This window comes from Microbacterium salsuginis (assembly GCF_012524205.1).
Lineage (GTDB): Bacteria > Actinomycetota > Actinomycetes > Actinomycetales > Microbacteriaceae > Microbacterium > Microbacterium salsuginis.
In genome coordinates this window covers 250662-263722 of sequence record NZ_JABACI010000004.1, presented here as the reverse complement: position 1 = coordinate 263722, position 13061 = coordinate 250662, and the positions used below count along the sequence as shown (strand labels likewise).

At 67.5% G+C, this 13061-nt stretch carries 13 protein-coding genes; 11 read left to right on the top strand and 2 right to left on the bottom strand.

Features of this window, described 5'->3' with window-relative positions; all coding sequences use genetic code 11:
- Positions 1–45 precede the first annotated feature (45 nt).
- The 3 genes from xylB (at position 46) to HF576_RS13015 (ending at position 3472) form a co-directional block, all read left to right on the top strand.
- Positions 46–1551, top strand: a complete 1506-nt coding sequence (xylB, locus tag HF576_RS13025) for a xylulokinase (protein WP_168913244.1) — start codon at positions 46–48, stop codon at positions 1549–1551.
- The gene (locus HF576_RS13020; RefSeq protein WP_168913243.1) at positions 1548–2507 is read left to right on the top strand and encodes a phosphotriesterase family protein; all 960 of its coding nucleotides are present in this window, start codon (positions 1548–1550) and stop codon (positions 2505–2507) included. The genes xylB and HF576_RS13020 overlap by 4 nt, the downstream gene beginning before the upstream one ends.
- A 95-nt stretch (positions 2508–2602) precedes the next feature.
- Entirely contained in the window at positions 2603–3472 is an 870-nt protein-coding gene (locus HF576_RS13015) for an SIS domain-containing protein (RefSeq protein WP_168913242.1), read from the top strand.
- A gap of 24 nt (positions 3473–3496) precedes the next feature.
- Here HF576_RS13015 and HF576_RS13010 read toward each other — a convergent pair whose 3' ends face one another.
- Both HF576_RS13010 and HF576_RS13005 read right to left on the bottom strand, forming a co-directional pair.
- On the bottom strand, positions 3497–4513 hold the full coding sequence (locus HF576_RS13010) for a zinc-dependent alcohol dehydrogenase family protein (RefSeq protein WP_168913241.1): 1017 nt from the start codon (positions 4511–4513) through the stop codon (positions 3497–3499).
- A gap of 61 nt (positions 4514–4574) precedes the next feature.
- Complete coding sequence (locus HF576_RS13005) at positions 4575–5600, bottom strand: zinc-dependent alcohol dehydrogenase (protein WP_168913240.1); 1026 nt, start codon at positions 5598–5600, stop codon at positions 4575–4577.
- Positions 5601–5915: 315 nt separating this feature from the next.
- On the opposite strand from HF576_RS13005, the gene HF576_RS13000 reads away from it, so the two are divergent.
- The 8 genes from HF576_RS13000 to HF576_RS12965 all read left to right on the top strand — a co-directional run bounded on the left by HF576_RS13000 (position 5916) and on the right by HF576_RS12965 (position 12875).
- Entirely contained in the window at positions 5916–7013 is a 1098-nt protein-coding gene (locus tag HF576_RS13000; RefSeq protein ID WP_168913239.1) for a sugar ABC transporter substrate-binding protein, read from the top strand.
- A 73-nt stretch (positions 7014–7086) separates the two neighbouring features.
- Positions 7087–8082 (top strand): ABC transporter permease, encoded by a 996-nt coding sequence (locus HF576_RS12995; protein WP_168913238.1) that lies wholly within the window; start codon positions 7087–7089, stop codon positions 8080–8082.
- Positions 8079–9599, top strand: coding sequence for a sugar ABC transporter ATP-binding protein (locus HF576_RS12990; RefSeq protein WP_343234274.1), 1521 nt, complete (start codon positions 8079–8081; stop codon positions 9597–9599). Before HF576_RS12995 ends, HF576_RS12990 begins: the two co-directional genes overlap by 4 nt.
- Before the next feature lie 4 nt (positions 9600–9603).
- The gene (locus tag HF576_RS12985) at positions 9604–10593 is read left to right on the top strand and encodes an ABC transporter permease (protein WP_168913236.1); all 990 of its coding nucleotides are present in this window, start codon (positions 9604–9606) and stop codon (positions 10591–10593) included.
- A gap of 203 nt (positions 10594–10796) precedes the next feature.
- Positions 10797–11033 carry a 50S ribosomal protein L28 gene (rpmB, locus tag HF576_RS12980; protein ID WP_168913235.1) on the top strand — a complete coding sequence of 79 codons (237 nt, stop codon included), beginning with the start codon at positions 10797–10799 and terminating at the stop codon, positions 11031–11033.
- Positions 11033–11203 carry a 50S ribosomal protein L33 gene (gene rpmG, locus HF576_RS12975; RefSeq protein ID WP_005051772.1) on the top strand — a complete coding sequence of 57 codons (171 nt, stop codon included), beginning with the start codon at positions 11033–11035 and terminating at the stop codon, positions 11201–11203. The genes rpmB and rpmG overlap by 1 nt, the downstream gene beginning before the upstream one ends.
- 4 nt (positions 11204–11207) lie before the next feature.
- A complete protein-coding gene (gene rpsN, locus HF576_RS12970; RefSeq protein WP_127820367.1) occupies positions 11208–11513 on the top strand; it encodes a 30S ribosomal protein S14 in 306 nt (101 codons plus the stop codon).
- A 228-nt stretch (positions 11514–11741) separates the two neighbouring features.
- Positions 11742–12875 (top strand): alpha/beta hydrolase fold domain-containing protein, encoded by a 1134-nt coding sequence (locus tag HF576_RS12965; protein WP_168913234.1) that lies wholly within the window; start codon positions 11742–11744, stop codon positions 12873–12875.
- The last annotated feature ends 186 nt before the right edge of the window (positions 12876–13061 follow it).

Genomic DNA, 13061 nt, shown 5'->3' with positions numbered 1-13061 from the left:
TGTAGTTTCACTATCGCGACGCCGGGGAACACGGAGGAGTTTCGGATGATCGTTTCGCACGACCTCGGCACGACCGGGGACAAGGCCACGCTCGTGTCGAACGACGGAGTGCTCGTGGCGTCGGTCACGGCTCGCTACGACGCCGACTTCGGCGCCGACGGACGCGCAGAGCAGGATCCGCACGATTGGTGGCGGGCGATGTGCGAGGCGGGCCGCGAACTGCTCGAGCGCACCGGCACGCCCGCAACATCCATCGACGCAGTGTCGTTCTCGGGCCAGATGATGGGCGTTGTGCCCGTCGACATCCACGGCGAACTCGTGCGTCCGGCGATGATCTGGGCCGACACGCGATCGCGCGCGCAGTGCGCCCTGCTGATCGATCGTGTCGGGATGGATCGGGGCTATGCGGTCACCGGACACCGGCTGAATCCCACGTATTCGCTGCCGAAGCTCATGTGGCTGCGCGACAACGAGCCCGAAGCGTTCGCGCGGATCGACAAGACGCTGCAGGCGAAGGACTACCTGGCGTACCGGCTCACCGGGGTGCAGATCACCGACCGCTCAGACGCGTCGGGCACGAACGCCTACGACCAGCTCGGCGGCGAATGGTCGGACGAACTCCTCGCCGCCGCAGGAGTCGATCGCGCCCTGTTTCCCGAGATCGTCGAATCGACCACGGTCATCGGCACGGTTCGCGCTGACGTAGCCGCCGAGGTAGGCCTGGCCGCGGGCACTCCTGTCGTCATCGGCGGCGGGGACGGACCGATGGCCGCCCTCGGCGCCGGGATCATCGATCCGAGCTCGGGCGCTTACGCATACCTCGGATCGTCGTCGTGGGTCTCGGTCAGCGCCGAGGTTCCGCTGCTCGACCCGCTCATGCGGTCGATGACTTTCAACCACGTCATCCCCGGGCGGTTCGTGCCCACCGCCACGATGCAGACCGGCGGCGCCTCGCTGCAGTGGATCACCGACACGCTCTCGCCGGCGCAGGCAGATCGTTACGCCGAGCTGCTCGGCGAGGCGGCGGCCGCCGAGGCGGCGTCAGAAGGGCTGTACTTCCTGCCACATCTGCTGGGCGAGCGCTCGCCGTACTGGAACCCCAACGCGCGCGCCGCGTTCGTCGGCATCCACATGCACCATGGACGCGGACATCTGACGCGCGCCGTGCTCGAGGGGGTCGCCTTCAACCTCTACACGGGCATCCGTGCGTTCCTCGACAACGGCGTCGCCGTCGGTCACATCGACGCCATTGGCGGTGCTGCGAACGCGGGCCTCCTACTCGACATCTTCGCCGACACATGGGGTGTGCCGGTGAGCGCGCGTGACCTGATCGACGAGGCGGGCTCCGTCGGCGCCGCGGTGGTCGCGGGTGTCGGTGTGGGCGTCTTCGACGACTTCGACGCCACCCTCGGCTTCTCCACCCGCGCGTCCTCGCGTACTCCCGACATGGCGCGTCACGCGGCATCGAGGGCGGAGTACGCGGAATTCCTGGATGCGTACGCGCGGCTCGAGCCCTGGTTCGACACCACGGCCGACGCGAGGCGCGGATGAACGTCGTGCGGACCGTGCTCGGCGACATCCCACCGTCGGCACTCGGAGTGGTCGACTACCACGAGCACCTGTTCCAGGCGACCCCGCTCCTCTCAGGCGACGAACTCGGCGACGAGGCCCTGTCGGCGGAGGAGGCGAGACGGATGCTGCGCGCCGGGGTGACGTCCATGGTCGAGGCGACGCCCCTCGGGCTCGGCCGCAATCCCGAGGGACTTGCGCGCATCAGTGCGGCCATCGGTATGCACCTGGTGCACACGACCGGCCTGCACCACGGCGGGCATTACGCCGCCGACCACCCGTTGCGGGATGCGACGCCCGAGGACCTGGGCGAGCGGTTCACCGCAGAGATCGCTGAGGGCATGCGCACCGACGATGGAGGGATGGCCCGCACGCCTGACGGAGACCCGATCCGTGCGGGAGTGGTCAAGGCTGCGGCACGCTATTGGAGCATCGGAGAATTCGAGCAGAAGGGGCTCATCGCGGCAGCGATCGCCTCGCGCGCGACCGGCTGCTCCATCATGGTGCACCTCGAGCACGGCTCGGCCGCGCACGAGGTTCTCGATCACCTGGAGTCCGAGGGCATCGCGCCGCGCCGCGTCGTGCTCGCGCACATCGATCGCAACCTCGACGCCGGGCTTCACGCCGAGCTCGCCCGCCGCGGCGCCTACCTAGGCTTCGACGGACCGGCACGGCACCGCGAGTCTCCCGACTCCGCCATCATCGCGTGTATCGCCGACGTGGTCGCGCGCGGCGGCGGCACAAGGATCGTGATCGGCGGGGACGTCGCGCGCAGTACCCGGTATCGGGCGTACGGCGGCATCCCGGGACTGGAATACCTTCCGTTGCGCTTCCTCCCTCGCCTCGCGGAGCGCGTGAGCGACGATGCTTTCAGTGACATCGTGAGCCGCAATCCGGCGCGCCTGCTCGCCCTTTCCGGCGATTCGGCCAGCAGGTGAGATCGGGCAGAACACGGCCGGAGCCGCCGCGCGCACGCGATAGCCTGAGGCACGAGGCGCCGCGGCGAGGCGGCCGTGGAAGCGAGGGGCAACGGGTGGCGTTCGATCCAGGTGTGCCTCTGCGCGAGTACGTGGCCGGAGAGCGCGGGCGGCTGCGCAAATCGGAACAGTCCGTCGCGGACCTCGTCATGGAGAATCCAGAATTCGTCGTGGGCTCGACGATGGCTGCCGTCGCCGAGGCGGCAGGGGTCAGCGAACCGACTGTCATGAGATTCAGCACGAATCTCGGATTCGACGGCTTCCAGCAGTTCAAGCTCGCCCTCGCGCAATCGGTCGCTCTGGGCCGTCCTGCCACCGTCTCGGCGATCGGCGCCGACGAACCCGTCTCGCTCGTTGCGACCAAGATGTTCGATCACACGATCGCCAGCCTCGATCGCGCACGGCATTACATCGATTCCGACCGGCTCGAGCAGGCCGTGAACGCGATTCTGGCCGCACCGGCGATGCTCCTCGCGGGTCTGGGCGCATCGGGCCTGATCGCGAGCGACGCGGAGCAGAAGGGCGTCCTCTTCGGCATCCCCGCGACGGCTCCGCCCGACCCGCACCAGCAGTTCATGGCCGTGGCCATGGCGCCGGCCGGCTCCGTGCTCGTCGCGATCTCGAACACCGGACGAACGAAGGCCCTCCTCGACATCGTGAGACAGGGCAAGGATCACGGCCTCGTCGTGATCGGCATCACCGGGGACGACGACAACACGCTCGCCAAACTCGTCGACATCCCGATCGTCGTCAAGACCTTCGAAGACACCGACATGGTAACCCCGACGGTGAGCCGGATCGCGGGCCTCGTCGTCATCGATGTGCTCGCCACAGCGGTCTCACTTCGCCGTGGCGCCGATCATGCGAAACGACTCTCGCGCATGAAGGACGAGCTCGCGGTTTTCCGGGGCACCAAGCGCGTCTGATCCGCTCGTCCGCGGCGGGCGCCGTTAGGGCACGAACACGGTCTTGATCTGAGATGAGTCGTGGAGGTTCGCGAGTGCGCGGCCGAAGTCGTCGAAACCCACGGTGTCCGTGATGATCCCGTCCGTGCGCACGGCTCCGGAGCGCAGGACGTCGATCGCGCGGCGCATCGTGAACGCCTGAGCGAAGGAGCCCTTGAGGGTCAGCTCGCGACTGAAGATCTCGTATGGGCTGATCGCCGCCCGCGCGTCTTCGGCCGCGAGGCCGTAAACGAGGACCGTGCCGCCGGTCGCCGTGAGGCGTACCGCCGACTCGAGCACCGAGATGGAACCGGTCGCCTCGACCACGGCGTCGAACCCGCGCGGGGCAAGCGCGCGAAGCTCGGCCTCCGCGCCGGTGGGATCGGTGCGGTCGACCTGCACGGTGACGTCGACGCCCAGCGACTCGGCCAGCTCGAGCTTTGATGCGGTGGGAGCCGCAACCACCACGCGGGCAGCGCCCGATGCCTTGAGGAGCTGCGCGAGGATCAATCCGGTAGGGCCGGCACCGAAGATCAGCACGTCGGAGGCCGGTCGGAGCGCGAGCACGTCGGCGCCGTGCATCGCGCAGGCGGTCGGCTCAGCGAAGGTCGACGCCACCGGATCGAGGTCGTCCACGACGAAGGTCTTCGCCGCCCGCACGACGGTGTACTCGGCGAAACCGCCCGGCGCGTTGCAGCCGAGTGATACGAAATTCTCGCAGAACAAATGGCGCCCAGAGAGGCAGGGTTCACATTCGCCGCAGTGGATGGTGTTGTCGACGGCGACGGTCGACCCTAGGAGGCGACTGTCGACGCCGTCGCCGATCGCGTCGACCCGGCCGAGCATCTCGTGACCGGGGATGAGCGGAAGCGTGGCGATGAATCCGCCGTGGAGCAGGTGCTCGTCGGTGCCGCAGACGCCGGTGCGCAGAATCTGCAGACGCACCTCACCCGGGCCGGGCTCGGGCGTCGGAACGTCCTCAACGGCCCACTGCGAGCCTTCACGGAACACGATCGCCTTCATGTCTTCCTCCTCTGTCGGGACTTCCCGACGACCGGGCGGCGCGAGCACACCACCCACCTGATCACGCAGTGATGACGACCTTGACCTGCTCGCCGGTCGCTGCCTGGGCGAAAGCCTCGGCGGCCCGCTCGAAGGGGTATGACGCCGAAACCATGACGTTCGTGTCGACGGCGCCGCTGCCGATGATCTCGGCCGAGATGCGGTAGTCCTCGGCCACGTAGGTCGCGGCTCCCAGGATCGACTGCTGGGCGTCCTGCACCTGCGCGAGAGGAATGGTCACCGGCCGAGTCGGGATGCCGACGGTCACCAGTTTCCCGGCCTTGGCGAGAACGGCGAGGCCGGCTTCGACGGTCGAGGGAATCGAGACGCAGTCGAAGACGACGTCGGCGGTCTCGCCGAGCGCTTCGAGCACCGCTTCCGGGAAGTCCTCTGCGAGCGCGTTGACGGTCGCGTCGGCGCCCAGCTGTTCGGCGAAGGCACGCTTGGAAGGGAGCACGTCGCTCATGACGATGCGGCGAGCACCTGCGTGGCGGGCAGCGGCCAGCATGAGAAGCCCGATGGTGCCGCACCCCTGGATGAGCACTGCGCGGCCGGTCAGGTCGCCGGCCAACCGGGTCGCGTGCACGGGGGTGGCGAGCGGCTCGATGAGGATCGCCTGCTCGTCGGTGAAGCCCTCGGGCACGATGTGGAGACGGTCGGCCCGCACGGTGAAGGTGTCTGCCATGCCGCCTTCGCGGAAGCCGCAGCCGAAGAACTCCAGGTTCTCGCACACGTTCTCGTTGCCGCGGCGGCACGTCTTGCATTGGCCGCACGGCAGGGTCGGCTCGGGGGTGACCCGGGCGCCGAGGAGCGACGCATCGACTCCCTCGGCCACCTCTTCCACGATCCCGACAACCTCGTGGCCGGGGTAGTACGGCAGCGTCATCTGCGGGTGGTGGCCATGCATCGCGTGCGTATCGGACCCGCACACTCCCGCCAGGCGGAACGAGACGAGCGCCTCGCCGGGGAGGAGTTCGGCCCGCGCCTCGGTGACGATTTCGACGACGTCGGGGCTGGGGATGAGCACGCGGCGACGGTTCCCGGACATGGTTGCTCCTTTGCGGATGGCGCGAGGGCCGAGGCTTTCGATCTCTAAGAATGTAGCATGACTACCTATCCCTGCCGATGATGCGTCCTATTTGGCCCGGCGGCTTGCGCCAATGCAGGGTTTGTGTAGTATAACTACGTGATGTGGGGTGCTCGCTCGGCCCCGACGGAGATCGTCCGCTCACGGGTCGCTCTCAACGATATGCACCACGGCCGCACGTCCTGATCACCCGAAGGATGGGCCGAGAACTCGGGCCGCGAGGAGGTTCTCGCATCCCCGAGGTGACACGGGTGTCACTGATCACAAGGAGAATCGATGAAGATGTCTGGATTCACGCGCCGCAGGCGGCTCGCGCTTGCCGCAGCCGCCATAACCGCCACCGCGGGGCTGATGCTCGCGGGCTGCAGTTCGGCATCGGATGACCCGGGCGCCACCGCCGAGGGCGGTGATGTCGCTCTGTATCAAGGCGTGCGCAGTCTGTCGAACTCGTACCACGCAAACTGGGTCGACGGCGGCGACTTGTTCGGGGAGTCAGTGGGACTCGAGGTGAACGTCATCACCGACGAGGCGGACTCGCAGCGTCAGCTGTCGCAAGTGCGCGCACTCGGTGCCGCCGGCCAGGTCTACGCGCTGAACGTCGACCCCAATACATCGTCTGACACCGAGGCCATCGTGCGCGCCGTCGCAGATGCCGGCGGCTATGTCGTGACGCAGTGGAGCAAGCCTGATGACCTCAACCCGTGGGACATCGGTGACAACTGGGTCGCGCACATCTCTTTCGACGGCCGCGTCAGTGGCGAGGACGTCGCCACCACCCTGTTCGAGCACATGGGTGGGTCGGGCAACATCATCGCCATCCAGGGCATTCTCGACAACGTCGCCGCGCAACAGCGCTTCGAAGGTCTCCAGAACGCCCTCGCGGCGAACCCCGGTATCAAGCTGCTCGAAGACCAGGCCGGCAACTTCGACCGCTCTCAAGGTCTTACCGTCGCTCAAACCCTGATCGCCAAGTACGGAGACCAGATCGACGGGATCTGGGCTGCCAATGATGAGATGGCGCTCGGCGCGCTCGAGGCGCTGCGCGCCGCTGGTCTGCAGGGTCAGGTCCCCATCGTCGGCTTCGACGCCGTGCCGGAGGCGCTCGAAGCGATCCAGGACGAGTCCACCGGGTACCTCGCGACGGTGTCGACCGACCCGTGGTGGCAAGGCGGGGCGGGGCTGTCGCTCGCCTACAAAGCGGCCACGGGCGAGATCGATGTCGCCGAACTGAGCCACGAGCAGCGCGCCTTCTATGGCACGCAGACCGTCGTGACCGCCGACAACGTCGCCGACTTCGAGCAGGCGCCCGAGCTCTCAACGATCCAGCCCGACTTCGACGACCCGTGGTCGCGCAGCCAAGGCCCGATCGAGTAGTCGGTTGCCGTGTGGAGGCCGCTCGACGGCGGCCTCCACACGGCTCGTCGCGCAGGTTCACAGGAGAATACCCATGTCACATACGAAGGCGACCGAGTCCGTGCTCACATCGGTCTGGCGCCATCGACTCGCCGACGCCGGTCCTCTCATTGCTCTGATCGTGCTCATCGCCGTCTTTGCGGTCGTGAGCCCGATCTTCCTGTCACAGGGCAACGTCTCGATCCTGCTCACCCAACTGAGCATCCCGATCGTCGTAGCCACCGGCATGACGTTCGTCATCCTGCTCGGCAGCATCGATCTGTCGGTTTCGGGCGTCATGGCAACGTCGTCGTTGGTGTTCGTCCTCCTCGCCCAGAACGATCGCAATGACATTTCCCTGGGGCTCGGTGCACTGCTGATCGCAACGCTCGTCGGCGGAGCGTTCGGTGTGCTCAACGGTCTGCTCAACGTGCGGCTCGGCATCCCCTCCTTCATGGCGACTCTGGGAACTGGAGCGATCGGCATCGGTGTGGCCACGGTGCTCTTCGGCGGGCGCGCGCCACGCCTCCTCGACGAGAGCTTCCGCGCTCTCGGAACGGGCTCATGGGGCCCGATCCCCCTGCTGTTCCTCATGTCGATCGCGGTCATCGCCATCGCGTGGGCAGTGCAGCGCTATACGAAGGTCGGGCGCTACGGCTATGTCATCGGCGGCGACGAGCCCATCGCGAAACTGTCCGGAATCGCGGTCGGCCCCTACAAGATCGCCGCCTTCGTACTCGCAGGCCTCGCGTCCGGTCTCGCCGGGGCGCTCTCGGCGATGCAGCTCGGTGTCGGCTCGCCGCAGATCGGCGCGGATGCGCTGTTCGCGGCTATCACCGCCGTCGTGCTGGGCGGCACGCTCCTGGTCGGCGGGCGTGGCGGCGTACTTCGCAGCCTCGTCGGCGTCGGCATTCTGGTCGTGCTTGCCAACGGGCTGATCCTCGTCGGGTTCGATTCGTCGGTTCAGATCGCGGTCCAGGGCGCGGTGATCATCGTCGCCGTCGCCGCTACCGGATGGCGACTTCGCAGAAGGATTCGGGTGATCAAGTGAGCGTTCCCGCGCTCGAGGTCCGTGACCTCACCAAGCGGTTCAAGAACGTCGTCGCGCTCGACGGCGTCAGCTTCGAGGTACGACCGCATGAGGTCGTGGGACTCATCGGAGAGAACGGCGCCGGCAAGTCGACCCTGCTGAAGATCCTCACGGGGATCTACCAGCCCGATGCCGGGCAGGTCCTGCGCAACGGGGATGTGGTCTCGTTCCGCACGGCGCGAGACTCCGCCAAGGCCGGTGTCGGCATGGTGCACCAGGAGCAGTCGCTCGTCACGAGCGTCTCAGTCGCCGAGAACATCCTGCTCGGCGCCGAAGGGGCGGCGATACGTGGTGGCTTCTACAATTGGCGCCGGCTTCATCGGGACGCCCAGCAACAGCTGGACCGCATCTCTTCGCCGATATCGCCCTCGACCGTGGTCGACCAACTCAGCTTTCCGGAACGTCAGATGGTCGAGTTGGCCAAGGCCCTGCACGTCGAGGAGGAGTCCAGCTCGGCGCCCGTGATCATCCTCGACGAGCCGACAAGCGTGCTGGAGGGCGCCGACCTCGAGACCCTCTTCGACCAAATCGATCGCCTGCGCAAGATCGCCAGCGTGATCTTCGTCTCACATCGTCTCGATGAAGTCCTTCGCGTGTCCGACCGCGTTTACGTCCTCAAGGACGGTCGCACCGTGGGTGAGATGAACGCCGCCGACGCCGACCTGGAAACCCTCCACACGCTGATGGTCGGTCGTGCGAGTTCGGCCGAGTTCTACCGCGAGGACCTCCAACGATCGGTCGCTGGAAATCCCGTCGTGCTCGAAGTGCAGGGGTTGACCCGTCGCGGCTCCTTCGAGGATGTGTCGTTCCAGGTGCGCCGGGGCGAGGTCTTCGGCATTGCCGGCGTCGTCGGCTCGGGCCGCGAGGAACTCAGTCGTGTCCTCTTCGGTGCTGAGGCACAAGATGGCGGCCGGATCGTCGTCGATGGTGAGGCCGTATCGTTCCGCTCCCCCGTCGCTGCGGTGAGAGCCGGCCTGGGCTACGTTCCCGCGGAGCGTCGAATAGAGGGCATCGCCGAGGGCATGAGCGTCGAGGACAACGTCTTCCTGGCCGATCCGGGCCCGGTGAGCGCCGGGCCCATCCTGCTCAGGCGCAAGGCGAAAGCCCTCGCCAAGGAGTGGATCGCGCGGTTGCGCGTGCGCACCCCGGACGAGCGCGCGAACATCTCGAACCTCTCGGGAGGCAACCAGCAGAAGGTCGTGTTGGCCAAGTGGCTGATCTCACCGAAGCTGCGAGTGCTCATCCTCGATCACCCGACGAGGGGTCTCGATGTCGGTGCGAAGGAAGACGTCTACAACTTCATCCGCGAGCAGTGCGCGGCGGGTTTGGCCGTCGTGCTGCTGGGGGACTCGCTGGAGGAGACGATCTCGCTGAGCCACAACATCATCGTGATGCGCGACGGCCGGGTGGCCCAGCGATTCACCGCCGATCCGGGTAGCAAGCCGCTGCCCGTCGACCTCGTCGAGCAGATGGTGTGAACCAATGACCGATATGACAACGACAACGACCATGATCAGCGTCGTGCGGAAGCAAGCGACACGGGATCTCTTCGTTCGCGTCGTGCCCCTGCTGGTGCTCGTCGCACTCGTCGCGGCGGTCGCGCTCCGCCAGCCGAACTTCGTCAGCGCGCCGGGGATCCGCGGCCTGCTCGAGAGCATGGCGCCGATTCTCCTGCTCGCCATCGGTCAGATGTTCGTCATCCTCACCGGCGGGATCGATCTCTCCTTCGCGGTGATCGCCTCCTTCACGACGGTCCTCATCGGACTGTGGATTGGCGAGCTCGGCGCCGTGGGAGTCCTCCTGGCGGTGCTCGTCGCTGCGCTCGTCGGGTTCTTCAACGGGATCGTGGTCGCGTTCTTCCAGATTCCGTCGTTCATCGTCACGCTTGGCACCCTCGGACTCCTCTCGGGGCTTGGACTCTTGATCTCGGGTGCCTCGACGGTGCGCATCAGCCAGAACTGGGAGATCATCGGCTGGATCACCGACCTGCGCGTCGCGCAGATGCCGGTTTCGGGCATTCTCGCGATCGCGGTCGCGATCATCGTTGCGCTGGTATTGGCGCTGTTCAGCCGCGGCAACAGGCTTCACGCCATGGGGCTCGCCGAGCCGGCGGTGTTGATGTCGGGCGGCTCAACCTTGCGCGCGCGCGTGCTCGCGTTCACGCTCTCCGGCCTCTTCGCGGGCTTCGCGGCCGTTGTCCTGGCGGCAAGTCAGCACGCGGGCGGTCCGACGCTCGCCGACACACTGCAGCTGCCTGCGATCGCCGCCGTCATCGTCGGCGGGACCGCGATCACCGGCGGTGTGGGTGGGCCGATCCGGACAATCATCGGTGCGCTCATCATCGTCGTCCTGCGCGTCGGACTGACAGCGATGGGTGTACCGCCCACGTACGAGCAGATCGTCTATGGCGTGGTCATCATCGGCGCCGTGCTGCTCACGATCGACCGCAGTCGGCTGAAGACCGTGAAGTAGCCCTGGCCGGAGATCGGGAGACGATCGTCGGCAATCACGGCTCGCGACCGCCGTGCTAGACTGACTCTTTGTCTGCGCGCACTCCAGCACGCAGTTCGTATCCCATTCCCTCTCCCGCCGGATTCGGCGGGCTGAGTCATGGGGTGCAGACAAGGGATCTTGGGTGTGGCCGTCCGGTCGCACGGTACTAAGGAGACATCACTATGGCAGCAGTGTGCCAGGTGACTGGAGCAGTTCCCGGCTTCGGTCACAACATCTCGCACTCGCACCGCCGGACGAAGCGCCGCTTCGACCCGAACGTGCAGAAGAAGACCTATTTCGTTCCGTCGCTGGGCCGCAACATCAAGCTCAACGTGTCGGCGAAGGGCATGAAGGTGATTGATGCGCGCGGCATCGAGTCCGTCGTCAAGGACCTCCTCGCGAAGGGTGTGAAGCTCTAATGGCGAAGAAGGCTCAGGACGTCCGTCCGATCATCAAGCTGCGTTCCACCGCGGGCACGGGTTACACCTACGTCACGCGCAAGAACCGCCGCAACAACCCCGACCGCATCGTGCTGAAGAAGTACGACCCGGTCATCCGCAAGCACGTCGAATTCCGAGAGGAGCGCTGATCTCATGGCCAAGAAGAGCAAGATCGCGCGCAACGAGCAGCGCAAGGTGGTCGTCGACCGCTACGCCGCCAAGCGCGCCGAGCTGAAGAAGGCGCTCGTGTCGCCGACGTCGACCGACGAGGAGCGCGAGGCCGCTCGCGTGGGCCTGCAGAAGCTGCCCCGCAACGCATCGCCCGTGCGCGTGCGTTCGCGCGACGTCATCGACGGACGCCCCCGTGGTGTCCTCACCAAGTTCGGCATCTCGCGTGTCCGCTTCCGCGACATGGCGCATCGGGGCGAGCTGCCCGGCGTGACCAAGTCGTCCTGGTAAGCCCAGCACGAAGCCTCGAAGGCCCGGAGTTCCTCGGAACTCCGGGCCTTCGCCGTTCCCCCCGCCCTGTCCTCCTCGTTCGTTCGCCACACGTGTACGCCGAATCGGGCAATCGGCGTACATATGTGGCGAACGAACCACGGCGAGCGGGCTTTCGGCCGGCGTCAAGCCCGGCGCGCGCGACACATCGCGGCTCTATGCTCTGACTCAACCGACACGGGAGGGCCGGTGGATCTCGATCCGTTCTTCGAAGAGCGTCTGCGCGTGCACCGCAAGTACCTGTTCGACCAGGCGTTGGGCTCGGTGCGCTCGCGACTGAGTGCGCTGTGGCCCTTCGCCAAGGGGCCGGCACCGGCCATGGCGATGGGCGGCGGCGGGACCGCGAAGACGACCGCCCACAAGCCGAAGGGCACCGGATCCGAGACCGCGGGGGATTCGGCGCCGCCGCTCGGCCCGCACGCACGGGCGCGGGCGCGGCACCGCAAGGCGGCTCTCGCGTGGGATCGCCGGGAACTGCACAAGGTGGGCATGGCGGGCCCGCAGATCCGCACCACCGAGCACGTCGTCGACGTGGACGGCCGTCCCGCGGTTCGCGTGCGCGTGTACCACCCCGACCCCGACGATCCGCCCTCGCAGGGGCTGCCGGGGGTCGTGTCGTTCTTCGGGGGAGCTTTCCGCATCGGCGGCATCGGATATCCGACGACGGATGCCGCGCACCGGCGTCGTGCGCACGACGCCGGCGTCGTCGTCGCCGCGGTCGACTACGCCCTGGCCCCCGAGTACCCGTACCCCGTCGCGGTCGAGCAGGCCTACGCGGCGCTGGAGTGGTTGTTCGCCTCAGCGGACGACCTGGGCATCGACCGCAAGCGCATCGGCGTGGCCGGCACGTCGGCAGGCGCGAACCTCGCGGCTGCCCTGACGCTGGTCAACCGAGACCGCACCCGGCACCCGCTGCGCCTGCAGCTGCTCGAGGTGCCCGTCGTGGACCTGACCGGCCGCCACCTCGACCTGCGCGCCACCCGGCCCCTCGGCATCCCGCGCTTCATCGCTCTGCGTGAGCTGCGCTCGGTGGCGCGCACCTACCTCGCCGACCCGCGACAGGCGCGAGAGGCCTACGCGTCGCCCTTGCTCGCGGCGTCGCACGATGGCCTGCCGCCCGCCGTGATCCTGACCGCCGAGTACGATCCGCTGCGTGGCGACGGCGACGCGTACGGCGCTGCGCTGCGCCGTGCCGGCGTCGATGCGAGCGTGGTGCGTTACCAGGGCGTCACCCACGACACCCCGATCTTCGCGGGTGCATTGCCCGCCGCGCGGCGCTGGCACGACGACGTCGTCGCCGCACTGCGGCGCCTCCACGCCTGACGCGGGTCGCCGGCCCCGAGCCCGCCCGCGCTCACCACGCCGAACCTGCCCGAATCTCGGATCCGGAAACCGGAGTTCACGACGGATTCCGGATCCCGCGGCCCCTGCCGGCCGGAAAGCGTGCGAATCTCCGAATTCCGGATCCGACGAACGCGGCGGGCGCCGCCGACTACGAGCCGCCCGCGC